The sequence below is a fragment of the Burkholderia ubonensis genome (assembly GCF_001718695.1).
In the GTDB taxonomy this organism is placed as follows: domain Bacteria; phylum Pseudomonadota; class Gammaproteobacteria; order Burkholderiales; family Burkholderiaceae; genus Burkholderia; species Burkholderia ubonensis_B.
In genome coordinates this window covers 1,496,901-1,523,577 of sequence record NZ_CP013422.1, presented here as the reverse complement: position 1 = coordinate 1,523,577, position 26,677 = coordinate 1,496,901, and the positions used below count along the sequence as shown (strand labels likewise).

Here is a 26,677-nt window from a genome sequence, read left to right as displayed (position 1 = left end):
GTCAGCGCTCGCGCGGCGCGGGCTGCGTGAGCGTGACGACGCGCACGCCGAGCTTCTGGCCGACCGCGATCAGGTGGCCGGTGCCGATCAGCATCCCGTTCGCGACGAGATGGATCACGCTCTGGTTGATGCCCTGCTGCAGCTCGATCACCGCACCCGGCTGCAGCACGGCGAGTTCGCCGAGCGGCATCGACGTCGACGGCAGCTCGAAGCGCAAGTCCACCGCGAGCGCGTCGAGCGTGCGCGGCGCTTCATGTGGCGGCGCATCGGGCGCCAGGGTGGGCGGGGTGTCGGTGCGGGTCGGTTCCAAGGGCATCTCCCTGATTCGTTCGACGGTCAGCCGGTTGCCGGACGGCCGTCCGGTGATTTCCCACGCGGGCGCGGCCGGCAGCCGCGCGACGCACAGCAGGTTCTGTTCGTGCGCGCGCCAGTGCTCGATCGCGATGATGTCGCCGGCGACGACGTCGGCCAGCTCGGCCGTCGTCAGTTCGGTGCGGCCGATCTCGAACACGAGCGGCACCGGCAGGCCGGCGTAGACGGCGCGCGCGTCGGGCCGTGCGGCGGGGCGCTCGGCGAAGAACACCGCCAGCGCGTCCGGCGCGTCGAACAGCACCGCGCCATGGCAGCGCCACGCGCCGTCGGCGCGGCGCAGCTCGAAACGCAGCGCGGCCGGGGCCGCGCGCCACGCGGGCGGCGACGGCGGCGGAGGCAGCAACTCGACGCGCTGCCGCGTCGCGGCCTGCAGCACGGCCGCGAGCGGCGCCGCGAGATCGGCGAGCAGCGCCGCGCGGATCACGGCCGGGACGGCGGGATCGGCCGCGTCGCCGAGCCATTCGGCTTCAGCGGCGGGATCGATCCACAGCGTGCCGGTCGCCGGGCCGACGACGAAGCGGTACGCGTGCGCGCCGGCAGCGGGTTCCGCGTCGACGCGCCACCGCGCCTCGTACGCGTGGTCGCCGAGCGTGAGCGGCACGGCGGCCGTCGCGCCGTATGCGTACGACAACCCGCGCGCGGCGGCGGCGGACAGGCGCGGCAGATGCGGCGACGCGTCCAGCGGGACCGCGACCGGCGCGGGCGGCACGGCGGCGGCGGTCTGCGCGGCGGCCGGAGCGGCGGCGGGCGCTTGGTTCGCGGCGTCGTCGGCGTCGGCATTCGTCAGGGACAGCGCGTGCACGGCGGGATCGGGGCGGTTTCGGCGTCGGGACGACGGGTTGTTGTAAGGCCGGCGGCGCGGGGTGCGTGCGGCAACTGCGTCGATTGTAGGGACGGTGCCGGCCGCGTGCGGCGCCGGAATCCGTAGTCGCAGACGGCACGCGGCGCGGCTCGTGGTGGCGAGCTACGAAGCGTGTCGGGGGCGTGGGGGCGGGTGAAGGGGAAGGTGGGTGGGGCTTGGGGCGTGGGGTTGGGGTGGCGCAGGGCGGTGTGGCGAGGACGCGGCGCGGTGTCGGGCTCGGCTTGGCGCTTGGGGTGCCGTGGCAGGGCTTGGCTCGACTGGACTCGACTCGAGGGGGCTCGGCTCAGTCCGGCACGACTTGGCACAGCTCGGCTCGATGCGGCTCGGCATGGCATGGCTCGGCACGCCTCGGCTCAACGCGCCCGACGTACCGCGCCCCACCCAACCAGAAAACCGGCCGGCGCGCCTCGGGGCGCCGGCGCGGCCGCGGGTCACGCGTAGTCGGCGGTCACCATCGGCTGCGGCGCGGCGCGCAGGATCGGCGCGGCATCGTGACGCTCGGCGTGCGTGATCGCCGCGCCGAACAGCACGAGCCGATAGCCGACCGCGTAGATCGGGATGATCCGCAGGTTCTTGTCATGGTCGAGGCGCAGCTTCGCGCGGATGCGCGAGATGTGCGTGTCGAGGGTGCGCGACGACACGGCGAGCTCGCGGCCCCAGACCGCTTCCTGGATCGCCTGGCGCGGCACGATCTTGTTCATGTTGTCGAGCAGGAATTCGACGACGTCGAATTCGCGCGGCGTGACGTCGACCAGCTTGTCGTCGATCTCGATCGTGCGGCGCACGAAGTTGATCTTGATGTTGTCGATGTACAGGTACTTGCAATCCATGGCGGCCCTCGCATGTCCGTAAAGGAGTGTTGCGAGTCATGTACTGCAACTTCCGGGCCAGTGATGGAGCCGCCCCAGCCGTGCGGCGGGTCCCGGCGCCCGCAATCGCGCGCCGGTGTTGAATCTAAAAGAATTTTTAACGGCGCCGCAGCCGCGTGCCGCGGCGCCGGCCCGACCGATATTGAAGAATTGTTACGTAGCATCGCGCGGGAACGTTACGGGCGTTACGTGCGTAACGTGCGTTACGGGCGGCGTTACGGCGCAGTCACGCGCAGCACGATGCGGGCGCGGCGGGGCGCCGCGCCGCACCGACGCACCGGGCAACAACGCCACACCGCACCGCCCGATGCGTCACACGTCGGTCAAGCCTTCGCGCCATCCCCCGAATCGAACGGCAGCGTGTAATGCCGCTTGCCCGTCGCCGCGAAGATCGCGTTCGCGACGGCCGGCCCGACCGGCGCGACGCCGGGCTCGCCGACGCCGGTCGGCGCCTCGGCCGACGGCACGATGTAGACCTCGACCTTCGGCATCTCGGCGATGCGCAGCACCTGGTAGCCGTCGAAGTTGCGCTGTTCGACCTGGCCGTCCTTCAGCGTGATCGCGCTGTGCATCACCGCGCCGAGCCCGAAGCCGATGCCGCCTTCCATCTGCGCGGCGACGATGTCGGGGTTGATCGCGATCCCGCAGTCGACCGCGCAGACGATGCGCTCCACCTTCACCTTGCCGTCCGCGCCGACCGATACCTCGGCGACCTGCGCGACATAGCTCTTGAACGCCTCGGCCACCGCGATCCCGCGCCCGCGCCCCTTCGGCAGCGGCTTCGCCGGGTCCCAGCCGGCCTTCCCGGCCGCGAGCTCGAGCACCGCGCGCATGCGCGGCTCCTTCGCGAGCAGGTCGCGGCGGAACGCGTACGGGTCCTTGCCCGCCGCGTGCGCGGCTTCGTCGATGAACGCCTCGACCGCATACGCGGTGTGCGAGCTGCCGACGACGCGCCACCACAGCACCGGCACGCCGGCCTTCGTGGTGGTCAGCTCGACCGACACGTTCGGCACCGCGTACGGCAGGTTCGCCGCGCCCTCGACCGACGTCGCGTCGATCCCGTGCTTGACCATCACCGCCTCGAACGGCGTGCCGGCGAGGATCGACTGGCCGACGATCCGGTGCCGCCAGCCGACCAGCTTGCCGTCCGCGGTCAGCCCCGCGTCGAGCTTGTGGACGTACATCGGGCGATAGAGGCCGCCCTGGATGTCGTCCTCGCGCGTCCACTGCAGCTTGACCGGCTTGCCGTTCGCGCCGAGCGCCTTCGCGATCGACACGGCCTCGACCACGTAGTCCGACCACGCGTTCGCGCGCCGGCCGAAGCTGCCGCCCGCGTACATCGTGTGGATCTTCACCTGCTCGGGCTTCAGGCCCGCGACCTGCGCGGCATTGGCCTGGTCGATGGTCTGGAACTGGTCGCCGGCCCAGATCTCGCAGCCGTCGGGCGTCAGCTTGACCACCGCGTCGAGCGGCTCCATCGGCGCGTGCGCGAGGTACGGGAATTCGTATGTCGCGCTGAGCTTGTGCGCCGCGCCGGCGATCGCGGCGCCGGCGTCGCCGTCGGTGCGGGCCGGCGCGCCGGGCTGGTTCGCGAGCTGCCGGTATTCGCGCAGGATTGCATCCGAGCCGCGCTTCTCGGCGTGCGTATCGTCCCATTCGACCTTCAGCGCGTCGCGGCCCTGTTTCGCGGCCCAGAAGCCCGTCGCGACGACCGCGACGCCGCGCGGCACCTGCACGACCGACACGACGCCCGGCACCGCCTTCGCGCCCGACGCGTCGAACGACTTGACGGTGGCGCCGAAGCGCGGCGGCCGCTGCAGCAGCGCGACCAGCATCCCCGGAAACGCGACGTCGAGCGTGAACTGCGCGGTGCCGTTCGACTTCGCCGACGCGTCGACGCGCGGGATGCGATGGCCGATCAGCTTGAAATCGGCCGGCTGCTTCAGCGTGACGTGGTCGGGCACCGGCAGTTTCGCCGCATCGGCGACGAGCGTGCCGTAAGCGGCCGTCCTGCCGCTCTTCGCGTGCGTGACCACGCCGCCCGCGGTGCTCAGCTCGCCGGCCGGCACGTTCCAGCGGGCCGCGGCGGCCGACACGAGCATCGCGCGGGCCTTCCCGCCGGCTTCGCGCAGCTGCTGCCACGAGTTCGCCATCGCCGAGCTGCCGCCCGTGCCCTGCATCGTGCCGAACGCCAGGTTCGCGTAGCGTTTCGCGTCGGCGGGCGCGCTTTCGACGCGCACGCTCGACCAGTCGGCGTCCAGTTCCTCGGCGACGATCGTCGCGATGCCGGTGTACGCGCCCTGGCCCATCTCGACGTGCTTGGCGACGACGGTGACGAGGCCGTCCGGCGTGATGCGCAGGAACGCGTTCGGCGCGAACCTGGCGGCGGGCGTGGTGGCGGCGAGCGCGCGGCGGCCCAGGCCGAACCATTCGAAGCCGACGGTCAGACTGACGGCGGCTGCGGCGCCCGCGGTTTTCAGGAAGGTGCGGCGCGACGCGCGCACCGAACCGGCGTTGTCGAGTTCGATCGTCATGGTCACGCTCCCAGCGTTGCGGCGGCGTCGTGGATCGCGGCGCGGATGCGGGCATAGGTCGCGCAGCGGCAGATGTTGCCGTTCATCGCGGCGTCGATGTCGGCGTCGGTCGGCTTCGGGTTCTGTTCGAGCAGCGCGGTTGCGGACATGATCTGGCCGGACTGACAATAGCCGCATTGCGGCACCTGCAGCTTCACCCACGCGGCCTGCACGGCCCGGGCGGGCTTGCTCTGAAGTCCTTCGATCGTCGTGACGTGCTTGCCTGCGATGCCGGCGACCGGCAGCACGCACGAGCGCACGGCCTGGCCTTCGAGATGGACCGTGCATGCGCCGCACTGCGCCATTCCGCAGCCGAACTTGGTGCCGGTGAGGCCGGCGTGTTCGCGGATCGCCCAGAGGACGGGCGTCGTCGGATCGACATCGAGCGTGACGTTCTTGCCGTTGAGGACAAACGATGTGGACATGGGTTGTGTCTCCGTGGGGAAAACCCGGCATGCGCCGGATCAGGTGGGAGTGTGCGCGAACGGCCCGTCGTTACGGCTATCCGATCCTGCAAATTTATTGAACAATCCTGCAAATCCCGGGCACGGCGGCGCGCGTTTCGCTATGCTCGCGCGATCCGCAAAACGACACGAGGAACCGCCATGGACCTGACCGATATTGCAGCGTCGCGCGAATCCGGGCGGCGCGAACTGGCGGCGCTGATCAGCCGCTTTGCGCCGGTCGACGGCTCGCATGCGACGGCGATTCCCGCGCTGGCGTTTCACAAGCATACGCATCCGGTCGATCTCGGCTGCGGCGTGTCGCGTGCCGCGTTCGTGCTCGCCGCGCAGGGCGCGAAGCGGGTGGTGGTTGCCGATCAGGCCTACGAATACGACACGCAGCATTGCCTGATTACGTCGATCGACTTGCCGATCCTCTCGCGGGTGACGAAGGCGTCGCCGGACGCGCCGTATCTGTGCCTGTCGTTCACGCTTGATCCGCAGCGGATCGTCGAGCTGGCGGCGGAGATGCGGCTGCCCGACGCTCAGCCCGGCCCGGAAGGCGAGGGGATCGCGCTGGCCGAGCTGACGCCGCCGCTGCTCGACGCGGCGTTGCGGCTGGTGCGGCTGCTCGATGCGCCGGCCGACATCCCGGTGATGGCGCCGCTGATCGAGAAGGAGCTGATCTACCGGCTGATGACGAGCGAGCAGGGCGCGCGGCTGCGGCACATGGCGGTGGCGGGCAGCCAGACGCACCGGATCGCGCGGGCGATCGAGTGGATCCGCGATCATTTCGCGGAGCCGATGCGGGTCGAGACGCTCGCGCAGGCGGTCAACATGAGCGTGTCGTCGCTGCATCATCATTTCAAGAACGTGACGACGCTGAGCCCGCTGCAGTATCAGAAGCAGCTTCGGCTGCACGAGGCGCGCAGGCTGCTGCTGCGGCAGGGCGGGGACGTCGGGTCGGTGGCCGCGAGCGTCGGGTACGAGAGCGCTTCGCAGTTCAGCCGCGAATACAGCCGGCTGTTCGGCGCGCCGCCGATGCGCGACGTGGGTCATTTGCGCAGGAAGGAATTGCTCGGTACGTAGTCGGCGCTGCGGGCAGGTCGTCGGCCGATGAGGAGCGACGCGGGCCGTGCGGGCGGCGATGCTCCGTGCACGGCGAACCGCACGGTGCTGCAACCGGCATGCCAGCGGCGCGCGCGTCATATGCGGCGCGGTATCGGGTCGTGCCGCGGCGCGGCCGGCGCGCCGCTGTTCCACCCGTGTATCCCGCGCCGCGCCGCACGCATTCGGCGCTCGCGGCGTCGCCGCGTATCGACGCGCCGAAAATGCGAGAAACGCCATACCACGATGATTTTTTCGCGCCGAAACGACGCTTGCACGCGCAGCTTCGCGCGCGGGAAAGCGGCGTCGACGTCGTTTCCGAGTTGTTTCTCCGGTGTATCGCGCGCCATGCGGACTCACGTGACGCCCGCACGATACGCACATCGAAACGCAATGCGCCGGCGTTCATTACCGGACGATGAAATGAATGTGCAACGTAATAAAACGCCCGATGTGCTGGCGGATACGCGCGAATGCCCGGCGTTTTTCATCGAATATGCGGACCGGTAGAAAGCGGTGCGGCCCGTGCCGGTTTTGCGATTCGTCGCTCTGCGGCATTAACCATCGATGTGCGAGCGAGTCGGGATTTTCACGGATGAATCAATCGTATTTTCGGGTAATCGGTTTGCCGCTGCATGCTTCGTGCAATCGGTCCCGTGCCGTATGCGCGCACGCTTTGCGCGAAGGCGCGCGGCGCGCGAGCGAGCCGTCCGCAACTTGCCGCGCGCCCGCGAAAGCCCGGTGGCAGGCCGTTTTCGGGCGTTGACGTGTCCATTGTTCCGAACCGGCAGCGCGCGATTCTCAACTCTGAAACAGACGTTCGGTAGCACACACATGCGGCGCCGCGCACCGCGTCGCGCGGCCTTCGGTGGGATTGCTTCTCGTCAGTCGATGATCGCCGCAGGCGGCCACCTGTTGCCGCGATACATTCCTGAAACGAAAACCGCATGTTTCCGCGCTGCCCGCGCGCCGTGCCACCCGCAATCGTCGGCGCAATCGTGCGTGGCATGCCGCTTGCGGTATTGACCGCACCGGCGGGCAGTCGACCTGATGCAGTGAAGATTGGGGGGGCGGCAGTCTCGTCAATAAGCAGTCGGGGAACAGCGATGAAGACCACAAGCAGCAGCTTGATCCGCGCATTCTCAGCGCAACGATGGGGTAACCGTACGACTCGCGGCGCAGTGCCGGCGTCGCGAGTGCGTCGTTGCCGGCGTTCCGGTATCCGCGCATTGCGCGTGCTGGAGCCGCTGTCGTTTCGCGCCACCACTGATCGACAGCGGCGCTCTCGTCGACTCACTTCACCCTGATGGACCAGCAGTTCGTATCGGGCCGCTCGATGCCGATGCGCGCGTGCACGTCCATCGACATTTCGATCGCATCGCGGCAATAGCGGCGCGACCCGGACTGTACCGAAAACGCGCGAGCCGGATTATCCGCATGATCGGCGACCGGTAACTCACGAACAACGTTGCTGCGTGACGGTCAGGCGCGCGTGCACGGTTGCGCATTGTTGTCGCGTTGCCGCGATTACGCGGCGATTTTCAGCGGCAGGGCGTTCGCCTTCGGTAAACCGGGTCGTGCATTTTCGCTCGCCGGCAGTGGCGAGCCGCATGCCGGCGCGCGGCGCCGCCCGATATCGAACGACGCACGACGAACGATACGGAACGATGCATTCGTTTTCCGGGTTCGAGACTCGGTTTATTCCGGTGACTTCACCGGTGCGCAAGCCGGTATTCAAAACAATGAATCGCAGGGCCAATAAAACAGCGAATGGGATTTAGGCAATGAGCCGAATTGCGATCGGAGAAACGCTCGTTGCCGATTGAATGGCGGTCCTTGTGTTCAGGGATTGCTCGACGCAGGCAGGCTGAAGGCGTGCAGCTTCCTGCGCTTGTTCCGTCCACGCCGTTTTGGAGTCGACCATGAAGAAGCTTCTGATTGCAGCAGCAGTGATGGCGGTTTCGGGTGCAGCGTTCGCAGCGAGCGGCACCCAGTCGAGCAGCAGTTCGTCGAGCGGCGGCCAGACGATGGCGGGGGTGACCGGCTTCGGTCACTTCACCGCCACCGATTCGGGTGCGGCACTCGGCGCGGCCGGCGCGATGGCCGGCGGCGGCACCAGCGCGGCGGTGTCGTACACCGATCACACCAACACGTCGACGGTGGGCGGCTTCGGCTTCGGCGGCTCGCAGTCCGGCGGGCTGAGCGGCGCGAACGCAGGCTCCAGCGCCTGGACGTTCCGCCACTACTAAGCCGCCGCGCGCAGCGCTCGTCATCGAATGGTGGCGCGGACGCCGGGAATCGCCCCGCACGGGGCGGCCCGGCGATCCGGCCACCGACCTTCGTCATCGCAAGGAATTGCTATGAAAGCCAACGTCTTTTTAGCGACCGCGCTCGCCGTGCTGTCGTCGGCCGCAGCGGCCGCCGGCACGACGACCTTCAACCAGACGCAGTCCGTGGCGTCGGGCGTCTCGGGTTCGGTGCTGGTCGGCACCGGCAGCTATACGAGCAACACGACTTCGGTCGCAGGCGCGAGCGCCGGAAGCACGGTGACGCCTGCGGGCTCGACCGGCACGGCGTCCGCGTACCACGACTCGACGTCGACGGCCGGCGGGTGGGGCACCAACGGCGGCGCGTTCGCGGCTGGCGGCGGGATCGGCGCCGCGGGCTCGTTCGGCGGCACCGCCAATACGACCGAGAACGCGAATGCGTTGTCGGGCGGCGTGACCGCCACGATCGTGCTCGGCGCGAACCACTACACGGCGAGCGGCGGCAACGACGCCGGCATCGCGAACGCGGGTGCGAGCGGGCTGGCCGGCTTCGGCGGATCGTCGACGATCGCGGGCTCGAACCACTACAACACGTCGACCGTCTGGAGTACCGGGCCGGCCGGATCGCCGTCGGCGTCGGGCGGCAGTCAGGGCAGCTCCGGCGCGACGGCCGGCACGCCCTGATTCGGGTGGAAGGGACCAGTTTCCCGGTGACGCTGGTCTCTGTTGCGCCGTTGTCGTCACCGTAAGGAGCTGGCATGAAGCAGAACCTGATTGCCGCCGTCGTGATGCTCACGTCGCTGACGGCGTATGCCGCCGACCGCGCGACCGACGACGTGCAATCGAACGTACAGACGTCAAGTAACACTGAGCAGACAACCAAACCGTCACCGCAACACACGCTGTCGCCGGGCAATGCCGCCGGCGCGCCCGCGGCCCCGCCATCGCAGGGCATGCCGGGCGGTTCGTGGTCGCAGTTGGGCAGCGGCTGGAAGCAGTTCGGGGAAACAGGCAAAGCGGCAGGAACGCAACGGGATTGATGCGGTTGCCTGGGTGGGCGGTCCAACCTCGTCCGGAGATCAAAATGAACAGCAGCAAGATCAGGGCGGCCAGTGCGGCGATGTTCGCGCTGGCCACGATCGGCGCCCATGCGCAGACCGCCGACTCGACTTCAAGCGCGCAGTCCTCGACGTCGTCGACGGCCATCGGCCAGGGCGGCGGCTCGAGCATGAATACCAACGTGACGAGCTCGCGCGGCGGCAATGCGACGAGTGGCAGCACGAGCGGCGTGCGCGGCAGCGGCAATTCGAGCGTGCAGGTCAACTTGACGCTGCCTTCGTCGACGAGCGGCGGCTCGACCGTGACGCCGCAGAGCGCGAGCTCGCTCGCGGCCGGCGCGCCGGGCTCGAGCCCGTACAACACGCAGGTGGCGGAGAACGTCAACTACTCGGGCACGCAGACGATCAAGACGAACCCGGCGATCCAGGCGCCCGGGCTGACGACCACGTTGTCCGATACCTGCATGGGCTCGGTGAGCGTCGGCGTGTCGTTCCCGGGGTTCGGCGCGACCGGCGGCACGACGCTGGTGGATCAGGCGTGCGTGCGACGGCTCGATGCGCGCGAATTTCGCGCGATGGGCTTGACCGACGTCGCGCTGGCGCTGCTGTGCCAGAGCGACGCGAACCGCCGCGCGGTCGAGGCGACCGGCCACCTGTGTCCGGGCACGACCGCGCCGCTCGCGCGCTCGAACGTCGCGCCTGCCGCCGATGCGACCGTCGCCGACGACTTGAAGTTCCGCGATCCGCTCGTGCGCAACCGGATGGGGCTGCCGCCGCTCGATGCGGCTGGGCCGGCGCCTGCGCAGATGCGGGCGGTGGCGGCGAATGCGGGGCAGGCGGGGGCGTCCGTCGCGGGAGCGCCGATCGGCGCGCCGGCTGCGGCGGCGATGCCGGGTGCGGCGCAGGCGGCTGCGGGGAATGGTGCGCAGGCGGCCGCGGTCGTGCCGGGCGTGGCCGCGGTGTCCGCTGCGATGAGCGCGGTGCCCGCTGCAGCGACCGCTGCCGTGTCGCCGAGTGCCGCGACGGTTGCGGACAACGTGTCACGGCCTGCACCGGCACCGGTCGCGGGGGATAAGGTGCCCGCGCCTGCGTCGGTGATTGCGGAGAAGGTTTCGAAGCCCGCACCGATGGTTGCCCAGGAGGCATCGAAGCCCGCACAAGTGGTTGCGGAAAAGGCACCGGCACCCGTCCCGACGGTTGCGGAGAAGGCGGCGGAGCCTGCGTCGATGAGTGCGGAAAAGGCGTCGACGCCTGCAGCAGCGGTTGCGGACAAGGCATCGGCAGCTGTCCCAACGGTTGCTGAGAAGGCATCAGAGCCTGCGTCGGCGATCGCGGAAAAGGCCTCGACGCCTGCACCAGTGGTTGCAGAGAAGGCGTCGGCACCCGTCCCGACGGTTGCGGAGAAGGCGGCGGAGCCTGCGTCGACGATTGCGGAAAAGACCACCGAACCCGCGGCGACCGCCGCCGACAAGGCCCCGATGGTCGCCGACAAGCCCGCAGACCCCGCACCGTCGCTCGCCGCCAACGCGTCCGCGCGCACGCCGGCCGCGACCGACACCGGCGCACCGGCCATGCCGACGGCCGACGCCAACGCAGTCGACCGCGCGCCGCAAGCGCCGATCGCCTCGGCCATGCCTGCCGCCGAAGCCGCCCAGCCCGTGGCGGCGACGGCCCCGAGCGCTGCCGACGCAACGGCCGTGGTCGAATCCGCAGCCGTGCCGGCCGCGGACGTGCCCGCGACAGCCACGCCGGCGATCGACCAGCACGCCGCCCCGTCGGCGCCGCTCGCGCCCGCGCCGACCGTCGTCTCGACGAGCACGTCGTCGTGACCGGCAGCGCGCTTCGATGCAACCGGTATGCCGCCTGCACGGCAAGCGCCGCAACCGGTTGCGCGATGCGCGCGACAGCTTTGACGGGTGTTGGTTCTACCCCGAGGCCAACACCTCTTTTTGCCTGTCGAGGGGACAGGAGGCGCGGATCATGAGGTTCCTTTCGATCGTTCTGCTGCTGGTCGGCGCACACGCCGCCGCGCAGTCGCTGTTTCAGAATCCGGCGGTGTTCGTGATCCTGAACGAACAGAGCGTCGCGAACGCCGCGAGCATCCAGCAGTCGCTGACGACGCTCGGCCGCCCCGACAACACCGCATGCGTGCCGATGATGATGGTCGGCGATCCGCAGACGATCTACATGGTGCCCGAGGAAGGCCACGCGCCTTCATGGCAATCGCCGGTGTACGGCCGCGCCGCGCCGTTCGTCGCGCAGAGCGGCCCGACGCCGACCGGCAAGACGGTCGGCGCGATGCAGCACGCGGACGACATGCAGACGCAGCCCTGGGCCGACGGCAGCACGGTCACGCAGACGATCGCCGGTGCATCGAGTCTGTCGGCATCGGCGCGCGTCGACGACTGGCAAAGCCACGCGCTGGCCGCGATCGAGACGGCGCGCGCCGGCGACGTGACCGTGGACGGCAAGACCTACCGCCGCTATCGCGACGAACTGGACCGGTCCGCGCGGCCCGTCGTCGAACCGCAGATCTATATGCGGCGTGTCGTGTTCTGCCGATAGCGTCATTTTCCCGATCGGACCGGCAGGCCGCGCGCCATGTCGCGCGCCCCGCGCCGACCGACAACGCCATGCGACGAGGCCATCGTGAATCAATGTTGCCGGATCAGATTGTCGAGCCATCCTGAAACCGAGCGGATCGCGTGCATGCCGCCGCCGGTCGCGGCGTCGCGCCATCATGCCGCGCCGTCGCGCCCGCTCGTCTATGTGTCGCCGTATCCGGACGCCGCGCTCGTCGACTGTCTCGCGTCGCGCGGCTGGGACGTCTCGCGCGCCAAGTCCGTTGCGGACGCACTCAACCTCGTGAAGGCGAACCGCCTGCATGCGGGAATCGTCGACTTCACCGCGTTCAATATGCGTGACGCGGCGCGTGACGCGGCCGCGTTCGAGGCGCTGCTGCGCGACCCGCACGTCGGCTGGGTCGCGCTCGCCGACGACGCGCTGCTGCGCGATGTCGCGCTCGCGCGCCTGATCCGCCAGTGCTGTTTCGGCTTCGCGTCGCGCGCCGCGGGCTGCAAGACGATCGGCTATCTCGCCGGCCATGCGTACGGGATGCTGAAGCTCGCGCACGCCGACCCGGCCGCGCTCGCGATGCCACCCTGCGACACGATGATCGGCGCATGCGACGCGATGCGGCGCCTGTTCTCGACCATCCGCAAGGTGGCGAACACCGACGCTGCGGTGTTCATCGCCGGCGAATCCGGGACGGGCAAGGAGTTGACCGCCCGCGCGATCCACCGGCATTCGTCGCGCGCCGACGCGCCGTTCGTCGCGGTGAACTGCGCGGCCATTCCGCCGACGCTGCTGCAGGCCGAACTGTTCGGCCACGAGCGCGGCGCGTTCACGGGCGCGCACCAGCGCAAGATCGGCCGGATCGAGGCCGCGCACGGCGGCACGCTGTTTCTCGATGAAATCGGCGACATGCCGTTCGAGAGCCAGGCGAGCCTGCTGCGCTTTCTGCAGGAAGGCACGATCGAGCGGCTCGGCGCGCACGCGTCGGTGCCGGTGGACGTGCGGATCGTGTCCGCGACGCACGTCGATCTGGAGGCGGCGATGCAGGCCGGGCGCTTTCGCCCCGATCTGTATTACCGCCTGTGCGTGCTGCGTATCGACGAGCCACCGCTGCGTGCGCGCGGCCGCGACATCATGCTGCTCGCCGATCACGTGCTGCAGCGCTATCGGGGCGACAGCCCGCACCGGATTCGCGGCTTCATGCCGTGCGCGATCGAGGCGATTCACGACTATGCATGGCCGGGCAACGTGCGCGAGTTGATCAACCGGATTCGCTTCGCGGTCGTGATGACGAACGGCCCGCTGATCTCGGCCGACGATCTCGAGTTGAGCCAGTACCGGTTGCGCCGCCCGCCGACGCTCGTGGAGGCGCGCCGGCAGGCGGAGCGCCGCACGATCGAGGAGATGCTGCTGCGGAACCGTCGCCAGCAGCATGCCGACGTCGCGGCGCAGCTCGGCGTGTCGCGCGCCACGCTGTACCGGCTGATGACCACGCACGGCCTGCACGGCTGACGCGGCGCGTGCGCGCGCAGCGGGCGGCGGCCTGCGTCAGGGACCGCGCGGAAAAACTCACTCGTGGGGCCAGCGCAAGCCCTTTATTGGCGTGAACAGGCCCTAAGCCGGGCGCTCGAAATCCGATTCGATCCAGCGTGCGGCGCTGGCCTTGTTGAGCTTGAACGCCGCCGACACCTTCGCTTCGCCGAGCAGCTCGCCGAAGCGGTCGAGCGCCTTGAGTTCCGCATAGGGCTCGAATTCGTCCGGCACGATATCGAGCGTCACCGACACTTCGTCCTCGCCGGCCCAGACCGTCACTTCCTTGTGCAGCATCGCGCGCCGCTGCTGCTCGTGGCGCATCAGCACCTCGGTCGCCGTCTTGACCAGCGTCCGGAACGCGTTCGCGTCCATCGGCTTCGGGTTCTTCTTGTCGCGCCCCATCGTCCAGGGCCCGACCAGCGCCGGCTCGGCTTCCCCGTCCTTGACCATCTCGACGGCCCAGCCGTCGTCGTCTTCGTTCTTGATGATGCGGGCCGTCCAGCCGCTGTCGCGCCAGAGGGTGTCGTCGTGGATCGTGGTGTCGTCGGCGTGGAGGTCGGAATCGGTCATGGAAGAAGCAGGGGGCCGGCCGACGGCGCACGGCCGGGCGTGCGCAGCCGTCGGCCGGTCGTCCGGAATGGCATGCTGGGCCGCAATTTTACCGCGCCGGCAAGCGGCGCGGCCCGCACGGCCCGCAACGTCGGCCGTCCGGACGATGCGCGCGTCCGCGATCGCGTACGACGATCGAAATATCAAACTCGTATTACGTCCCTGGGCGTCCATCTATACCGCGTCCGATATCCCGGCCGCGCGCCGTTTCATAGAATGACGTTGGGATAAAAATATCCCGCCCGCGGAGTCACCGCCCAACCGGCCGCGTCGCGACGTGTCGCGTCGCGCGGCCACGCGAACCTTCAGGAACCACGCATGGGGAAATTCAACATTCGCACCGTTTTCGCGTACGACTGGCCGCTGACGCTGGCCGGCGTCGAGCATATCGCCGGCGACGCGTGCGCGATCGCGCTCGTCGGCGCCTATCGGAGCCCGTCCGACATGGTCGCGGCGCTGGCCGATGTCGACTGCGATATCGCGCTGGTTGACTATTCGATCCGCGGCGGCCCGCAGATGGACTGTCTGGCGCTGCTCGCGTGGTTGCGGCGCATGCGCCCGGGCGTCGGGACGGTCGCGCTGGTCGGCAGCGAGAGCCCGGTGATCATCCGCTCGATCCTCGCGCAGGGCTGCCCGAGTCTCGTCAGCAAGCTCGACGACGTCGGCCACATCGTGACCGCGATCCATTCGAGCTACAGCGGCGGCAGCTATCTGTCGCCGCTCGTGCGCGGCGCGCTCGATACGATTGCCGAACAGGACGGGCCGCCCGTCAAGCTGTCGACGCGCGAAATCGAGGTGATCCGCCTGTATCTCGACGGCATGCCGATCAAGGCGATCGCCGAGCGGCTGAACAAGGGCAAGCAAACGGTCAGCGCGCAGAAGATCAGCGCGATGAAGAAGCTCGGCGCGAAAAACGACATCGAGCTGATTCAACGGGCGGCCGCACTCGGCTTCGGCGGCGGACAGGCTGCGGGGCGGCTGCGCGGCGCGGGTGCGGTATCGGTGATGCAGCGCGAATGACGATGCCGACGCGTATGCGCGATGTCGATGGCGGCAAGGTCGCGCGGTGGGGCGGTATGCGATCGGCCGTGAACGCCGATCGGTGGGAAGGGTGAATGAGCGGAGTGGGCCGAATGCGCCGAGCGGGCTAAACGGACGAAGGGATCTGAACGGCCGCGGCCGATACATCTTCGATCGACGTGCGCCCCGCGGGGACGGCCGGGCAATTGCGTAACCGGCCGCGACACGAGACGCCAGTTCGCCGCGCGATCGTCGCCGCGCAAGCGGGCGTTCGCGCCTATGAAGCGCACGTGCGTGCGTCGTCGCATCGACACCGCCCGCAACCGAATGTGAGCCCCGGCCAGCCACCCGACGCGAGCGCGCCGGGTGCAGCAGCGCGCCGCAAGCGCGCCGGTATCAGGCCGGTATCAGCCCGTCAGGCCGGCAATGCGAAGCGCGTGACCGCATCCCGCAGCGCTTCGGCCTGATCGCGCAGCGAATGCGCGGCGGCCGCCGCCTGCTCGACGAGCGCCGCGTTCTGCTGCGTCACCTGGTCCATCTCGCCGACCGCGCGATTGACCTGTTCGATCCCGGCGCTCTGTTCGCGCGACGCGTGGCTGATCTCGTCGAGGATCTCGTTCACGCGCCGCACCGACTGCACGATCTCGCCCATCGTCTCGCCTGCCTGCGTGACGAGCGCCGCGCCGTGGTCGACGGTTTCGTTCGACGACACGATCAGCGACTTGATCTCCTTCGCCGCGGTGGCCGAGCGTTGCGCGAGCGAGCGCACTTCGGCCGCGACGACCGCGAAGCCGCGGCCCTGTTCGCCCGCGCGCGCGGCTTCGACGGCCGCGTTCAGCGCGAGGATGTTGGTCTGGAACGCGATGCCGTCGATCACGCCGATGATGTCGCCGATCTTGTGCGAGCGGTCGGTGATCTCGGCCATCGTGCGCACGACGTCGTCGACGACTTCGCTGCCGCGCGTCGCGACCTGCGCGGCCTGGTCGGCGAGCGTGGCGGCCTGCGCGGCGCTGTCCGCGTTCTGCTTCACGTTCGCGGTCATCTGGTCCATGCTCGACGCGGTCTGCACGAGCGCGGCAGCCTGTTCCTCGGTGCGCTGCGACAAGTCGGTGTTGCCGGCGGCGATCTCGCCCGCGCCGACGTTGATGTTCTCGGTGCCCATGCGCACGCGCGACACCATGTCGATCAGCCCGCCCTGCATCGTGTGCAGCGCGTGCAGCAGGCTGCCGCGATCGTTCGGCCGCAGGTCGACGCGCGCGGTCAGGTCGCCCTGCGCGATGCGCTGCGCGGTCGCCAGCGCGTCCTCGAGCGCGCCGCCGAGATTCGCGCGCACGCTCTTCAGCACGAGCACCATCACGAACGTGGCGATCGAGCCCAGCACGGCGGTCATCGCGAACCAGCGGCCGACGCTCGCGAGCACCGCCGTGCGCACGTCGTTCATGTACATGCCGGTCACGAGATACCAGTCCCACGGCGCGAAGCGCTGCACGACGCTCGTCTTGTCCTGCGGCTTGTCCGCGCCCGGCTTCGGCCACTTGTATTCGACGAAGCCCTTGCCGCCGCTCTGGTCCGCGGCCTTCACGATGTCGACGAACAGGTGCCGGCCGTTCGGATCGGTGAAGCCGGACATGTCCTTGCCGTTGATCTCGGGCTTGATCGGATGCATCACGATCACCGCCTTCGAGTCGTTGATCGAGACGTAGCCGTCGGCGCCGTAGCGCATCGCGGCGATCGCTTCCAGCGCCTTCTGCTTCGCATCGGCTTCCGGCATCGCGTTCTGCTGCGACAGCTTGTAGAAGTGATCGGCGACGCTCGCGGCCTGCGACACCAGCGTCGAGAGCTGGTCGCGGCGGTCATCGATCATCGATGCGCGCGTCTGCCACGCGCCGAGCCCTGCGATCACGAGCAGGCCGAGCCAAAGGATGACGATCATCGAAGCGAGTTTCTGATTCAGGGAAAGGGTGCGCATGGGTATCAGGTCGGTCGGTCAAGCAGGCGCGCCGGGACGGCCTAGCGGTTTACTTCTGGTTTACTTGTTTGTCGGCTCGACGCGACCGTTCCCGTAGGCGGGAAATCCCTTAGATGTCTTGCGAACGTCGCATGCCGGCCTGCGGTCATCCCTGCATATGCATAGGTTGTGTGGCTATACTGTCTGACGATTGCGGCCATGCGCCGGGCCGGCGAGCGGCCCGCGTGGCGGCATTGAACGAGGCGAAAGGAGGCAGCGATGCGGATTCTGGTGGTAGGGGCCGGCGCGGTCGGCGGCTATTTCGGCGGTCGCCTCGCGGCGGCCGGGCGCGACGTGACGTTTCTGGTGCGCGAAGGTCGCGCGGCGGCGCTCGCGCGCGATGGTCTGATGATTCGCAGCCCGCGCGGCGACCTGACGCTCGCCAATGTGCAGACGTTACGCACCGGCGACGCGGCCGCGCCGTTCGATCTGGTGCTGCTCAGCTGCAAGGCGTACAGCCTCGACGATGCGATCGCTGCCATCGCGCCGTTCGTCGGCCCGGCCACGATGATTCTTCCGGTGCTCAACGGGATGCGCCACCTGGACGTGCTGCGCGAGCGGTTCGGCGCGGAGCGGGTGCTGGGCGGGTTGTGCGTGATCGCCGCGACGCTCGATCGCGAGCAGCGGATCGTACATCTGAACGACACGCACGGCCTCTCGTTCGGCGAACTCGGCGGCGGCGAATCGGCGCGCGTGCGCGCGGTTGCCGACGTGCTCGGCGGCGCCGGTTTCGACGTCACGCTGAGCGACGCGATCATCGCGCGCATGTGGGAGAAGTGGGTGTTTCTGGCCACGCTCGCGGCGGGCACGTCGCTGTTTCGCGGCTCGGTGGGCGACATTCTGGCCGCGCCGGACGGACGCCGCCTGCTCGAGGCCATGCTCGACGAGTGCAGCGCGATTGCCGCGCACAACGGTTATCGCCCGGAGCCGGCCGCGATCGAGCGGATGCAGCGAATGGTGCTGACGCCGTCGCCGCTGACCGCATCGATGCTGCGCGACGTCGAGCAGGGCGCGCGCGTCGAAGCGGACCACGTGATCGGCGATCTGCTCGCGCGATGCGACCCGCATGCGGCAGATGCGCTGTCGTTGTTGCGCATCGCGTACAACCATCTGAAGACTTACGAAGCGCGCGTCGCGCGGGAAAGCGCGGCTGCTTAGTGGCTGTTGCGGGTCACACGATGCGCGTGGTCGTGTACGGCCATCGGCTAAACCGGGTCCTTGCTCGGCGGCCCCTCCGGCTGCTGCGGATTCTCGTGAGGGTGGCCGGGCGCCGGCGGCGACAACGGGTCGTCTTCCGGATCGCGGGTCGGGTCTGCCGGGGGCTCGGGCAGCGGAGTCGTGTGATCCATGGAGAGCTCGCGCAATGCGTGACAGGGGAAGCGGACGGCGCGGTGAGCGCGCCTCGTCTCCTTTATAGGCAATCGGGCACGCGTTTGCAGTGCGATTGCCTGCGATATTCGCTCGGCGGTTGATATCGCACCGAATCTCGGACCTTGCGCTGGCGGCGCGCGTCGACGTCAGCGCAGATCGGCCGGCGTGTCGACGTCGCGCAGGATGGCCGGATCGTCGACGTCGAGCAGCGTGACCCGCTCGCGCGCGAACAGCGCGCGGGCGCCGGTGTCGCCGTCGAGCGCGGCGAGCGCATCGTAATGGTGCAGGGCAAAGCCGACCGGATGACCGCGCACGCCACGATGCATCGGCGCGACGATCGACGCGCGATCGGCATCTAGCGCGCGCGTGACGGCTTCGTAGGTGGATGCGGCGATCCACGGCATGTCGCCGAGTGCGACGAGCCAGCCGTCTGCATCGGCGCTCGCGCGCACACCGGCGGCGAGGCTCGCGCCCATGCCGCGCACCGCGTCGGGCGCGAACACGACCCGGCAGCCGGATTCGTTCAGCAGATAGGCGAGTTTATCGGCGCCGGGGCGCACGACGGCGACCACGTCGGCGGTGGCCGTCGCGAGCCGGCGCGCGGCCGCGACTGCGACCGGCGTGCCGTCGGGAAGCAGGGCGAGCAGCTTGCTGTGCAGGCCGCTGGGATCGAAGCGCTGACCGAGGCCGGCGGCCAGGAGAACGCCGGTGGCGAGCGACGCGTAGGACATCGGCGCGGGGAGAGGAGGGCAGGTGGGCCGATTGTGCGCGAGCGGGCGGCGATGGGCAAGTGCCGATGTTACCGACGCAGGCGGATGGGTGGCGGAAAGAATGTCGGCGAGCGGTTGCGTTCGTGCATGGTCGCGTCGAGCGCAGCGGATTGCACGTGCTGAGCCGTGCATCGCCGCGTAGGCGCGGACGCCGCTCGCGTTACCGATGATCGTGACGATAGTTGTGCGGCTGGCGGCTGGCGGCTGGCGGCTGGCGAGTGCGACCGGCGACCGGCGACCGGCGACCGGCGACATGCGCCGCGACGCGCGTGCTCGCGCTGCCGGCATCGGCGTTCGCGGCCGGATGCGAACGAATCCGGCCGCGCGGCGCCGCTGCGCGTCAATCGATCCCGTGAAACACCGCATCCTCCGGCCCGAGGTACGCGGGCGGGCGCCACGTCGCGTCGCGCATCGAATGCTGGACGAGGTTTTCCACGCCGAGCAGCACCGCGAAGATCGCCATCCGCACCGGAATCCCGTTGTCCGTCTGCCGGAAGATCGCGAGCCGCGGGTCGCGGTTCAGGTCGACCGACAGGTCGTTCGCGCCGGGCCGGCTGTCGCGCGGCAGCGGGTGCATGATCAGCGTGTCGGGCCCGCAGACGGCGTCGACGAGCGCCTGGTTGATCTGGAAATCCGGCGTATAGCCCTCGAACGATTCGTCGGTGAAGCGCTCCTTCTGGATCCGCGTCGCATAGACGACGTCCGCGCCCTTCAGCCCTGCCGCGAGGTCGTGCGTCTGTTCGATCACGTGGCCGTTCTTCGAGATCTGGTCGACGATGTACGCGGGCATTTCGAGCGTCGGCGGCGACACGAGCGTGAACTTGAGCCCGCGGTACAGCGCGAGCAGCTTGACGAGCGAATGCACGGTGCGGCCGTACTTGAGGTCGCCGACGAGCGCGACGTGCGCGCCGTCGACGATCTTGCCGAGCCGCGAGAATTCGCGCTGGATCGTATACAGGTCGAGCAGCGCCTGGCTCGGGTGCTCGCCGGGGCCGTCGCCGCCGTTGATCACCGGCAGGTTGGTCGCGCGCGCGAATTCGGCGACCGAGCCCTTCTCCGGATGGCGGATCACCAGCGCGTCGACGTAGCCGGCCATCACGCGGCTCGTGTCGTAGATCGATTCGCCTTTCGCCATCGACGAGAACGTGAAGCCGGTCGTGTCGCACACCGAGCCGCCGAGCCGGCAGAACGCCGCGCCGAACGACACGCGGGTGCGCGTGCTCGCCTCGAAGAACAGGTTGCCGAGCACCGCGCCCTCGAGCACGCGCGAGATCTTGCGGCGGCGTGCGATCGGCTGCATCACGTCGGCGACGCGGAACAGCGCCTCGACCGAATCCCGCGTGAACTGGTCGACCGACAGCAGCTGCGGCTTGCCCTCGAACAGGAATTGCTTCGCCAGCCCATGATTATCTACGCTTTGCGTATGGTTGCCGTTTTCCGGTGCGGCGCGGCCGACGATCTCCGACACGAAGCGCTCGACGATTTCCGGCATCCCGCGCGACTCCTGCGAATCGTCGGGCAACAGCCACGTATCAAGCGCGCGGCGGCTGACGCCGATGCGGTTCGCGAACGCCTCGCGGGTCATGTTGAGGCGGCGCATCGCGTCGCGGAGGAAGGCTTGCTGGGGAACGGTCATCGGCGGAACCTCACGGGAAAATATACGCGGTGCGTATATTAGTTCGGGCGACGACGAAGTCAAGCAAAATCTGCGCGGCCGCGACGCTGCGTGCACTGGCGCGCGGCGGGCGTCTCCGTATAATCCGTTCAGGCCCCGTGTTCCGCATGCCGCGGGACGCGCCGCCTGACACGATCTGCCCGCTCGGGCTTTTCGACTCGAAGGAGATTGAGAATGACGCGTACGATTGCTGCAATGCTGCTGGTGGTGACCGCCGCGCTCGCTGGTTGCAACACGATTGCCGGTGTGGGTCAGGACATTTCGAAGGGCGGGCAGGCGATCAGCGACACCGCGGAAAAGGCGAAGTAAGCCGAACGGTTCCGGCCTGCGCGGAACACACCGGCCCGTCCCGCCGTTGCGGGGCGGGCCGGTGTTTTTTGCGGCCCGCGATAGAGGCCGCGTCACGCCGAACGCGGCGTCAGGCGCTTTCGACGAAGGCGTAGCGGCCGTCGATCTTGCGCGGCGAAAACCAGCCGAAGTCGGGGAACATCCGGTTGCGGACGAACCACACGTAGCCGACCAGGATCACGGTGACGGCGAGGCTCGGCAGCGCGGCGGACGGATCGCGACCGAGCGCGGCGATGGTTTTCGGCAGTTGTAGCAGCGACAGAACGATGTACGCGTGATAGGCGCCGACCCGGTGCGTCGCGAACCCCCAGATGAACAGCAGCGACAGCGACACGGTCAGCGCACCGAACAGCAGCGTCGCGCCGATGCCGAGCCCACCGGCGGCGAACACGTAGGCGAGTGCGACGCTGATCAAAAGCTGCGCGACGCCCAGCCCGACCAGGATGCGCGTGTGCACGCGGTTTCTCCAACACAGCGCGGGATCGGGGCGCGACGCGATCAGGCGCGCGAGCAACTGTTCCTTGAGACCGTGGCCCGCCAGCTCGGCGAGCACGTCGGCTTTCCTCGCGCCCGCGGACAACAGCGCCGCGATGCGTGTTTTGGCTTCCTTCTTGTTCATGGCGATGCGTATGCGTTCGGTGGTCGAATGGCCAGGCCACGCGAATATTGCACCTTGCGCGATGGCGCGCAACGGTTTTGCCGCGCGCCGACACATTCCTACAATCGTTACCGTTGGCCGGTCACGCGGGATGCGCAGCGGACCGGATCACTCGGCGATCTGCGATGCGGACGCGTCCGCTTGCGCTGCCGGTCGCCGCGTCGCCGCATCACGCCGCCGCGTCGCGCCTACGAGCATCGCCGCGACGACGAGCGCAACGCCGAGTACCTGCGTGCCGCCGAGCGTCTCCCCGAACAGCGTCACGGCGAACAGCACCGCCGATACCGGCGCGAAGGCGGTGAACAGCGCCGCTTCGGTGCCGCTCGTGCGTGCCGAGCCCGCGTACCAGCACAGGTAGCCGAGCACGGTCGGCACCAGCGCGTAATACGCGATCGCACCGACGGCGCCGAGCGTCCAGCCGCTCGCCAGCGCATGCCATTCGAATGCGGCGGGCACGAGCGCGAGCGCGAAGCCGAGCCCGGACATCGCCGTCGACAGCGTCAGCGGCGCGAGCGGAACCGCGAGCCGCCGGTTGAGCAGGATGAACACGGCTTCGCATGCGACGGCCGCCAGCACCAGCGCGTCGCCGGCCAGTGCCCGCATCGACGGCGCCGCATGGCCGGGCGTGAACGTGACGAGCAGCACGCCGGCCGTTGCCAGCGCGGCGGCGGCCCAGTCGCGCGGCGTCTGCCGCTCGCGGAGCAGGACGGCCGCGATCAGCGTCGACATCGCCGGCAGCGTGCCGAGCATCACGCCCGCGTCGAGCGGCGACGACAGCCGCGTGCCGCAGATCAGCAGCACCGTGTAGCCGACGCCGCCCGCCGCCGCCTGCACGACGAGCAGCCCCGCGTCGCGCCGCGACAGGCGCGGCCAGCGCAATCGTTGCGCGCGCATCAACGCGAACAGCAGCGGCGTCGCGATCAGGAAGCGCAGCGCGGTCGCGGTGAACGGCGGCAATCCGCCGGCGGCGAGGCGGCTCGCGATGACGGTGCTGCCGACGCCCGTCATCGCGGCGGCGAGATAGAGATAGCCGATCAGTCGTGTCTTCATGCACCGCATCATCGCGGGTGACGATGCGGCCGTCTTGAATGAAATTGCGGGGGTGTTCGGGGCTGTGAGGGGCGGCGGGTGGTGTGGTCGTGCGGGGAGGGTGATTATCGTGTGCCGGGCGTGACTGCGATCGGGACCGTGACCGTGATTGCGATTGCGACTACGACTGCCGCTGCGCTACAACTGGGAATTCGACTTTGGCTTCGACGGGGACTGGGGCTTCGGCTTCGGCTGCGATTGCTATTTCGGCTACGACAGCGACAGCGATCGTGAGTACTGCCGCTACCGCCATCACCGCTCGGCGGCGATCATTGCTACCGACGCATCGCCAGCACCGCCCGCGCTATCGCGCGGAGCGTCATCCCGCCTGCAGGAATCGCCCCGGCGTGATCCCGAACTGGCGGGCAAACGCGCGCGTCAGGTGGCTCTGGTCGGCGAATCCCGCTTCGGCCGCGGCGTCCGCGATCGGGTGGCCGCGCGCGAGCAACGCACGGGCGAGGCGCGCACGCGACTGGATCAGGTACGCGTGCGGCGTAATGCCGAGTTCGCGCGCGAAGCCGCGCAGCAGCTGGAAGCGGCTGACGCCGCCAAGCCCGCCAGCTCCGCGAGCGACACCGGCGCGGCGGGCGCCGCATCGAGCCGTTCCCGCGCGGCGCGGATCGCCGGCGCGACGCACGCAGCCCGCAGCGTGCGATTCGAATGCCGCGCGAGCAGCGCGGCCACCAGCATCACGAGCGCTTCGTCGCGTGCGAGAGGCGGCGCGTTGCCCGCGACGACCCGCGCATGCAGCCGAGCGAACGCGGCTACGAGCTGCTCGTCGCGCACGGCCGGGTTCGCGAGTTCCACACCGCGGATGCCTTCTTCCGCCGCTATGCCGGCAACCAGTGCGGGCGCGAGGTACAGCATTCGCCAGCGGCGACCGGTGCCCGCATCGATCGGCATGCCGTCGTGCATCTCGCCCGGGTTGACCATGATCGCGTCGCCAGCCTGCGCGTCGACCTGCCCACGGCCGCTCCATGACCGGTGCGCGCCGCTGACGATCACGCCGACGCCGAATTCGTCGTGCGCGTGACGCGGGAACGCGCGGTCGGAATCGAGGCTGATCGCCTCGATGCCTTCACAGGTGCGGCGGTAATGCGTGACACGATGCATGCTCGCTCCTCGCTCCGCCGCGACGCGGATCAAATGCACTTTAGCGCGTTCCCGTATCGCGCGTCCCTCATCCGTTCGGCCGATACCGCGCGGCACACGCAACGTGCACCATGTACACATGAGCAGCGTACACGGCCCGCCGGGCCTGAAGCTGTGCGGGAGAAAGCAATTGCTACGACGGCACCCGGTATTCATTCAGGTGGGTGCGCTCGCGGACGGCTTCGCGCCACACGCGAACGTACTCGCGCCCGTGCGCTCACTCGTCGGGCAGCCATGGCCCTTGCCGACGCGCGGGACGTGTGGCGCGCCAATACGTTCGAAGCCGGCGCGCTGCAATGGCGCGACACGGCGAGCGACGCAGGCGGGCGCGCGCCGTGCCGCGTCACGCGGCCGCTCGAGGACCGGTACTTCGTCGACTACGTCGATCCCACCGAGCGCGCGACCTCCGTGAGCGTCGTGATCGACGTTGCGAACGACGTGTGGACATCGGTGACCGGCACACTCCAATCGATGCCGACGCGCCGCGATGGCTGCGATTGCGCGCGATCGATCCGCCGTCGCCGTCGCCTCGGCCGACAGCGCACGGACGCGCCCGCCGCCCCAGCTACAGCCAGCCGTTGTGGATGAACTCGACGACCGAGTACCGGCGCCGCTCGAGCGCGTGCTGCCGCACCGCCTCGACGATTCGCGACACGCCGTCCGCGTAGGGCGACGCGCCGTACACGCGCGATTCGAACTGGAGGCTGCACGCGCCATCGTCGATTCGGACCCGATGGAATGCATGGCGGCCGAGCTGATCGTCCGGAATCTGCAGGACATCGCGTTGCGCGTCGGGGTCGCGCACCGAGCGGATATCATGCGCCGGCACGCCGAGCGACCGGGCGATGCCGACTGCGGTACCGGGCACGGATGTCTTGCTCGCCTGATGCGACTCCGTCACGCTGATGCGGCAGTCGCGAAACAGATGGCCGCTGGTGTCGAGCATGCTCATGAACTTCAGCATCAAGATGTTGGTGTTCGGGCACAGCACGACGGGGAAGTCGTACGATCCGGTTTCGAGCGCGGAGCCGGTGGACAGCTCGACGAGCGGCGAGCCGGTTGCATCGCAGAACGCGATCACGGCGGGCAGCTCGCGGCCCGAGCCCGCATGCACGACGATCGCGCGGGTATCGGGGCGCGTGCGCTGCGGCCACGCGATCACGTCACAGGCGGCGGGATCGAGTCGGTGCGACGCGAGCAGTTCGGCGGCCAGTTTGCCGGTGCCGACGACGAGTACTTGCATGGAATGGGCGCGTGAGGTTGGAGTGGTGCCGTGCGGGCCGGACGCGGCGCTCTCGCGCCCGACGCGGCCGCGGTGCGCCGTGCGGCGCAGCGGCTTCGCGCATTATGCCCGCATGCCGAGCGGCTCGGTGCGTGCGCCGACGTGGCTGCCCGATCGCGCGGAGGTGTCGAGGCCGCCCGGCGGTCCTCAGCTACGCGCCGGATCGCGCGTAGCGCCTGCATCGATCGCGCACCGCGCATCATTCGACAGGCATCATTCAACTCGCATAGACCAAGGAGAACATATCGATGGAACACGACCTGCAAGGCAAGGCCGTTGCGATCACCGGCGGATTCGGCCATCTGGGCGTCGCCACGGCCGCATGGCTCGGCGGGCGCGGCGCCCGCGTCGCGCTGATCGGCCGCGGCCTGGCGCCCGAGCCACAGGCATTGCCCGACATACCGGCCGACGCGCTGCGCATCGGCGGCATCGATCTCGTCGATCCGCAGGCCGCCGTGCGTGCGCTGGAAACGGTCAATCGCGAATTCGGCAAGGTCGACGCGCTGCTCAACATCGCGGGCGCGTTCGCGTGGGAAACGGTGGCCGACGGCGACGTCGCCACCTGGGACCGGATGTATGCGCTCAACGTGAAGACGGCGCTGAACGCGTCGAAGGCGGCGCTGCCGCATCTGATCGCGAGCGGCGCCGGCCGCATCGTCAACATCGGCGCGGGCGCCGCGTCGAAGGCCGGCGCCGGAATGGGCGCATACGCGGCCGCGAAGGCCGGCGTCGCGCGGCTCACCGAGGCGCTGGCCGCGGAACTGCTCGATCGCGGCGTCACGGTGAACGCGCTGCTGCCGAGCATCATCGACACGCCGCAGAACCGCGCGGACATGCCCGATGCGGACTTCACGCGCTGGGTGCGGCCCGAACAGCTCGCGGCGACGATCGGCTTTCTGCTGTCGGACGACGCGCAGGCGATCACCGGCGCATCGATCCCGGTGAGCGGGCGCGTCGCGTAGCGACGCGACACGCGAGCGCATTCGGCTTCGGCATCACGGCAGGCGTAAGCGCACGCGCCACCGCGCGCGACGCCT

The 26,677-nt window shown here is 69.3% G+C and carries 25 protein-coding genes and 2 pseudogenes; 13 read left to right on the top strand and 14 right to left on the bottom strand.

What is annotated here, in order from left to right:
• Position 1: 1 nt before the first annotated feature.
• From sctQ to WJ35_RS26415, 4 genes are all read right to left on the bottom strand, one after another.
• Positions 2 to 1,174, bottom strand: a complete 1,173-nt coding sequence (sctQ, locus tag WJ35_RS26430) for a type III secretion system cytoplasmic ring protein SctQ (RefSeq protein WP_069240366.1) — start codon at positions 1,172 to 1,174, stop codon at positions 2 to 4.
• Positions 1,175 to 1,665: 491 nt separating this feature from the next.
• Positions 1,666 to 2,064 carry a winged helix-turn-helix domain-containing protein gene (locus tag WJ35_RS26425; RefSeq protein ID WP_069240365.1) on the bottom strand — a complete coding sequence of 133 codons (399 nt, stop codon included), beginning with the start codon at positions 2,062 to 2,064 and terminating at the stop codon, positions 1,666 to 1,668.
• Between the two features lie 362 nt (positions 2,065 to 2,426).
• Positions 2,427 to 4,637 carry a xanthine dehydrogenase family protein molybdopterin-binding subunit gene (locus WJ35_RS26420; protein ID WP_069240364.1) on the bottom strand — a complete coding sequence of 737 codons (2,211 nt, stop codon included), beginning with the start codon at positions 4,635 to 4,637 and terminating at the stop codon, positions 2,427 to 2,429.
• 2 nt (positions 4,638 to 4,639) lie between these two features.
• Positions 4,640 to 5,101, bottom strand: a complete 462-nt coding sequence (locus WJ35_RS26415; RefSeq protein ID WP_010089798.1) for a (2Fe-2S)-binding protein — start codon at positions 5,099 to 5,101, stop codon at positions 4,640 to 4,642.
• A gap of 180 nt (positions 5,102 to 5,281) precedes the next feature.
• Here WJ35_RS26415 and WJ35_RS26410 point away from each other — a divergent pair, with 180 nt between their 5' ends.
• A complete protein-coding gene (locus WJ35_RS26410) occupies positions 5,282 to 6,208 on the top strand; it encodes an AraC family transcriptional regulator (RefSeq protein WP_069240363.1) in 927 nt (308 codons plus the stop codon).
• A 116-nt stretch (positions 6,209 to 6,324) separates the two neighbouring features.
• Here WJ35_RS26410 and WJ35_RS26405 read toward each other — a convergent pair whose 3' ends face one another.
• Positions 6,325 to 6,576 (bottom strand): hypothetical protein, encoded by a 252-nt coding sequence (locus WJ35_RS26405; RefSeq protein WP_059668633.1) that lies wholly within the window; start codon positions 6,574 to 6,576, stop codon positions 6,325 to 6,327.
• A gap of 1,118 nt (positions 6,577 to 7,694) precedes the next feature.
• On the opposite strand from WJ35_RS26405, the gene WJ35_RS30795 reads away from it, so the two are divergent.
• From WJ35_RS30795 to WJ35_RS26375, 7 genes are all read left to right on the top strand, one after another.
• Positions 7,695 to 7,988 (top strand): hypothetical protein, encoded by a 294-nt coding sequence (locus WJ35_RS30795; RefSeq protein WP_080484433.1) that lies wholly within the window; start codon positions 7,695 to 7,697, stop codon positions 7,986 to 7,988.
• A gap of 160 nt (positions 7,989 to 8,148) precedes the next feature.
• A complete protein-coding gene (locus tag WJ35_RS26400) occupies positions 8,149 to 8,475 on the top strand; it encodes a hypothetical protein (protein WP_011882588.1) in 327 nt (108 codons plus the stop codon).
• A 111-nt stretch (positions 8,476 to 8,586) separates the two neighbouring features.
• Complete coding sequence (locus WJ35_RS26395) at positions 8,587 to 9,177, top strand: hypothetical protein (protein ID WP_011882587.1); 591 nt, start codon at positions 8,587 to 8,589, stop codon at positions 9,175 to 9,177.
• Between the two features lie 74 nt (positions 9,178 to 9,251).
• On the top strand, positions 9,252 to 9,533 hold the full coding sequence (locus WJ35_RS26390) for a hypothetical protein (RefSeq protein ID WP_011882586.1): 282 nt from the start codon (positions 9,252 to 9,254) through the stop codon (positions 9,531 to 9,533).
• A gap of 44 nt (positions 9,534 to 9,577) precedes the next feature.
• Positions 9,578 to 11,380: a chemotaxis protein CheA gene (locus WJ35_RS26385; protein ID WP_069240362.1), complete on the top strand. Its 1,803-nt coding sequence runs from the start codon at positions 9,578 to 9,580 to the stop codon at positions 11,378 to 11,380.
• A gap of 151 nt (positions 11,381 to 11,531) precedes the next feature.
• Entirely contained in the window at positions 11,532 to 12,116 is a 585-nt protein-coding gene (locus WJ35_RS26380) for a hypothetical protein (RefSeq protein WP_011882584.1), read from the top strand.
• Positions 12,117 to 12,260: 144 nt separating this feature from the next.
• Positions 12,261 to 13,637, top strand: a complete 1,377-nt coding sequence (locus WJ35_RS26375; protein ID WP_224056636.1) for a sigma-54 dependent transcriptional regulator — start codon at positions 12,261 to 12,263, stop codon at positions 13,635 to 13,637.
• Positions 13,638 to 13,739: 102 nt separating this feature from the next.
• Here WJ35_RS26375 and WJ35_RS26370 read toward each other — a convergent pair whose 3' ends face one another.
• Positions 13,740 to 14,228 carry a hypothetical protein gene (locus WJ35_RS26370; protein WP_069240361.1) on the bottom strand — a complete coding sequence of 163 codons (489 nt, stop codon included), beginning with the start codon at positions 14,226 to 14,228 and terminating at the stop codon, positions 13,740 to 13,742.
• A 357-nt stretch (positions 14,229 to 14,585) separates the two neighbouring features.
• Between WJ35_RS26370 and WJ35_RS26365 the strand changes: the two genes are divergently transcribed.
• Positions 14,586 to 15,287, top strand: a complete 702-nt coding sequence (locus WJ35_RS26365; RefSeq protein ID WP_069240360.1) for a response regulator transcription factor — start codon at positions 14,586 to 14,588, stop codon at positions 15,285 to 15,287.
• Positions 15,288 to 15,702: 415 nt separating this feature from the next.
• Here WJ35_RS26365 and WJ35_RS26360 read toward each other — a convergent pair whose 3' ends face one another.
• Positions 15,703 to 17,256, bottom strand: coding sequence for a methyl-accepting chemotaxis protein (locus WJ35_RS26360; protein WP_069240359.1), 1,554 nt, complete (start codon positions 17,254 to 17,256; stop codon positions 15,703 to 15,705).
• A gap of 258 nt (positions 17,257 to 17,514) precedes the next feature.
• On the opposite strand from WJ35_RS26360, the gene panE reads away from it, so the two are divergent.
• The gene (panE, locus tag WJ35_RS26355; RefSeq protein ID WP_069240358.1) at positions 17,515 to 18,453 is read left to right on the top strand and encodes a 2-dehydropantoate 2-reductase; all 939 of its coding nucleotides are present in this window, start codon (positions 17,515 to 17,517) and stop codon (positions 18,451 to 18,453) included.
• A 47-nt stretch (positions 18,454 to 18,500) separates the two neighbouring features.
• Here the strand turns inward: panE and WJ35_RS31940 are convergent, their stop codons facing one another.
• The 3 genes from WJ35_RS31940 to WJ35_RS26345 form a co-directional block, all read right to left on the bottom strand.
• The gene (locus tag WJ35_RS31940; protein WP_196222107.1) at positions 18,501 to 18,644 is read right to left on the bottom strand and encodes a hypothetical protein; all 144 of its coding nucleotides are present in this window, start codon (positions 18,642 to 18,644) and stop codon (positions 18,501 to 18,503) included.
• 168 nt (positions 18,645 to 18,812) lie between these two features.
• Complete coding sequence (locus WJ35_RS26350; protein ID WP_069240357.1) at positions 18,813 to 19,397, bottom strand: nucleotidyltransferase family protein; 585 nt, start codon at positions 19,395 to 19,397, stop codon at positions 18,813 to 18,815.
• A gap of 379 nt (positions 19,398 to 19,776) precedes the next feature.
• Complete coding sequence (locus WJ35_RS26345; RefSeq protein ID WP_060077174.1) at positions 19,777 to 21,072, bottom strand: aspartate carbamoyltransferase; 1,296 nt, start codon at positions 21,070 to 21,072, stop codon at positions 19,777 to 19,779.
• Between the two features lie 213 nt (positions 21,073 to 21,285).
• Between WJ35_RS26345 and WJ35_RS26340 the strand changes: the two genes are divergently transcribed.
• The gene (locus tag WJ35_RS26340) at positions 21,286 to 21,420 is read left to right on the top strand and encodes an entericidin A/B family lipoprotein (RefSeq protein ID WP_029226154.1); all 135 of its coding nucleotides are present in this window, start codon (positions 21,286 to 21,288) and stop codon (positions 21,418 to 21,420) included.
• A gap of 109 nt (positions 21,421 to 21,529) precedes the next feature.
• Here WJ35_RS26340 and WJ35_RS26335 read toward each other — a convergent pair whose 3' ends face one another.
• The 3 genes and pseudogenes from WJ35_RS26335 to WJ35_RS26325 all read right to left on the bottom strand — a co-directional run bounded on the left by WJ35_RS26335 (position 21,530) and on the right by WJ35_RS26325 (position 24,319).
• Positions 21,530 to 22,078: a permease gene (locus WJ35_RS26335; RefSeq protein WP_069240356.1), complete on the bottom strand. Its 549-nt coding sequence runs from the start codon at positions 22,076 to 22,078 to the stop codon at positions 21,530 to 21,532.
• A 147-nt stretch (positions 22,079 to 22,225) separates the two neighbouring features.
• On the bottom strand, positions 22,226 to 23,167 hold the full coding sequence (locus WJ35_RS26330; RefSeq protein ID WP_069240642.1) for a DMT family transporter: 942 nt from the start codon (positions 23,165 to 23,167) through the stop codon (positions 22,226 to 22,228).
• Positions 23,168 to 23,525: 358 nt separating this feature from the next.
• A pseudogene (locus tag WJ35_RS26325) lies at positions 23,526 to 24,319 on the bottom strand (AraC family ligand binding domain-containing protein).
• Positions 24,320 to 24,488: 169 nt separating this feature from the next.
• On the opposite strand from WJ35_RS26325, the pseudogene WJ35_RS26320 reads away from it, so the two are divergent.
• Positions 24,489 to 24,847, top strand: a pseudogene (locus WJ35_RS26320) (MoaF N-terminal domain-containing protein); the annotation flags it as partial.
• 76 nt (positions 24,848 to 24,923) lie between these two features.
• Here WJ35_RS26320 and WJ35_RS26315 read toward each other — a convergent pair.
• Positions 24,924 to 25,601, bottom strand: coding sequence for a dihydrodipicolinate reductase C-terminal domain-containing protein (locus WJ35_RS26315; RefSeq protein WP_011882572.1), 678 nt, complete (start codon positions 25,599 to 25,601; stop codon positions 24,924 to 24,926).
• Between the two features lie 287 nt (positions 25,602 to 25,888).
• Between WJ35_RS26315 and WJ35_RS26310 the strand changes: the two genes are divergently transcribed.
• Entirely contained in the window at positions 25,889 to 26,602 is a 714-nt protein-coding gene (locus tag WJ35_RS26310) for an SDR family NAD(P)-dependent oxidoreductase (protein ID WP_069240355.1), read from the top strand.
• Positions 26,603 to 26,677 lie beyond the last annotated feature (75 nt).

Excerpts from the sequence above, each read along its gene's own strand:
- WJ35_RS26395 (WP_011882587.1), top strand. The coding sequence starts at position 8,587 with ATGAAAGCCAACGTCTTTTTAGCGACCGCGCTCGCCGTGCTGTCGTCG.
- WJ35_RS26380 (WP_011882584.1), top strand. The coding sequence starts at position 11,532 with ATGAGGTTCCTTTCGATCGTTCTGCTGCTGGTCGGCGCACACGCCGCC.
- WJ35_RS26415 (WP_010089798.1), bottom strand. The coding sequence starts at position 5,101 with ATGTCCACATCGTTTGTCCTCAACGGCAAGAACGTCACGCTCGATGTC.
- WJ35_RS26420 (WP_069240364.1), bottom strand. The coding sequence starts at position 4,637 with ATGACGATCGAACTCGACAACGCCGGTTCGGTGCGCGCGTCGCGCCGC.
- WJ35_RS26345 (WP_060077174.1), bottom strand. The coding sequence starts at position 21,072 with ATGACCGTTCCCCAGCAAGCCTTCCTCCGCGACGCGATGCGCCGCCTC.
- WJ35_RS26310 (WP_069240355.1), top strand. The coding sequence starts at position 25,889 with ATGGAACACGACCTGCAAGGCAAGGCCGTTGCGATCACCGGCGGATTC.
- WJ35_RS26405 (WP_059668633.1), bottom strand. The coding sequence starts at position 6,576 with ATGGCGCGCGATACACCGGAGAAACAACTCGGAAACGACGTCGACGCC.
- panE (WP_069240358.1), top strand. The coding sequence starts at position 17,515 with ATGCGGATTCTGGTGGTAGGGGCCGGCGCGGTCGGCGGCTATTTCGGC.
- WJ35_RS26365 (WP_069240360.1), top strand. The coding sequence starts at position 14,586 with ATGGGGAAATTCAACATTCGCACCGTTTTCGCGTACGACTGGCCGCTG.
- WJ35_RS26350 (WP_069240357.1), bottom strand. The coding sequence starts at position 19,397 with ATGTCCTACGCGTCGCTCGCCACCGGCGTTCTCCTGGCCGCCGGCCTC.
- WJ35_RS26390 (WP_011882586.1), top strand. The coding sequence starts at position 9,252 with ATGAAGCAGAACCTGATTGCCGCCGTCGTGATGCTCACGTCGCTGACG.
- WJ35_RS26370 (WP_069240361.1), bottom strand. The coding sequence starts at position 14,228 with ATGACCGATTCCGACCTCCACGCCGACGACACCACGATCCACGACGAC.
- WJ35_RS26400 (WP_011882588.1), top strand. The coding sequence starts at position 8,149 with ATGAAGAAGCTTCTGATTGCAGCAGCAGTGATGGCGGTTTCGGGTGCA.
- WJ35_RS26315 (WP_011882572.1), bottom strand. The coding sequence starts at position 25,601 with ATGCAAGTACTCGTCGTCGGCACCGGCAAACTGGCCGCCGAACTGCTC.
- WJ35_RS26340 (WP_029226154.1), top strand. The coding sequence starts at position 21,286 with ATGACGCGTACGATTGCTGCAATGCTGCTGGTGGTGACCGCCGCGCTC.
- WJ35_RS26335 (WP_069240356.1), bottom strand. The coding sequence starts at position 22,078 with ATGAACAAGAAGGAAGCCAAAACACGCATCGCGGCGCTGTTGTCCGCG.
- WJ35_RS26385 (WP_069240362.1), top strand. The coding sequence starts at position 9,578 with ATGAACAGCAGCAAGATCAGGGCGGCCAGTGCGGCGATGTTCGCGCTG.
- WJ35_RS26330 (WP_069240642.1), bottom strand. The coding sequence starts at position 23,167 with ATGAAGACACGACTGATCGGCTATCTCTATCTCGCCGCCGCGATGACG.
- WJ35_RS26425 (WP_069240365.1), bottom strand. The coding sequence starts at position 2,064 with ATGGATTGCAAGTACCTGTACATCGACAACATCAAGATCAACTTCGTG.
- WJ35_RS26410 (WP_069240363.1), top strand. The coding sequence starts at position 5,282 with ATGGACCTGACCGATATTGCAGCGTCGCGCGAATCCGGGCGGCGCGAA.
- WJ35_RS26375 (WP_224056636.1), top strand. The coding sequence starts at position 12,261 with ATGCCGCCGCCGGTCGCGGCGTCGCGCCATCATGCCGCGCCGTCGCGC.
- WJ35_RS26360 (WP_069240359.1), bottom strand. The coding sequence starts at position 17,256 with ATGCGCACCCTTTCCCTGAATCAGAAACTCGCTTCGATGATCGTCATC.
- WJ35_RS31940 (WP_196222107.1), bottom strand. The coding sequence starts at position 18,644 with ATGGATCACACGACTCCGCTGCCCGAGCCCCCGGCAGACCCGACCCGC.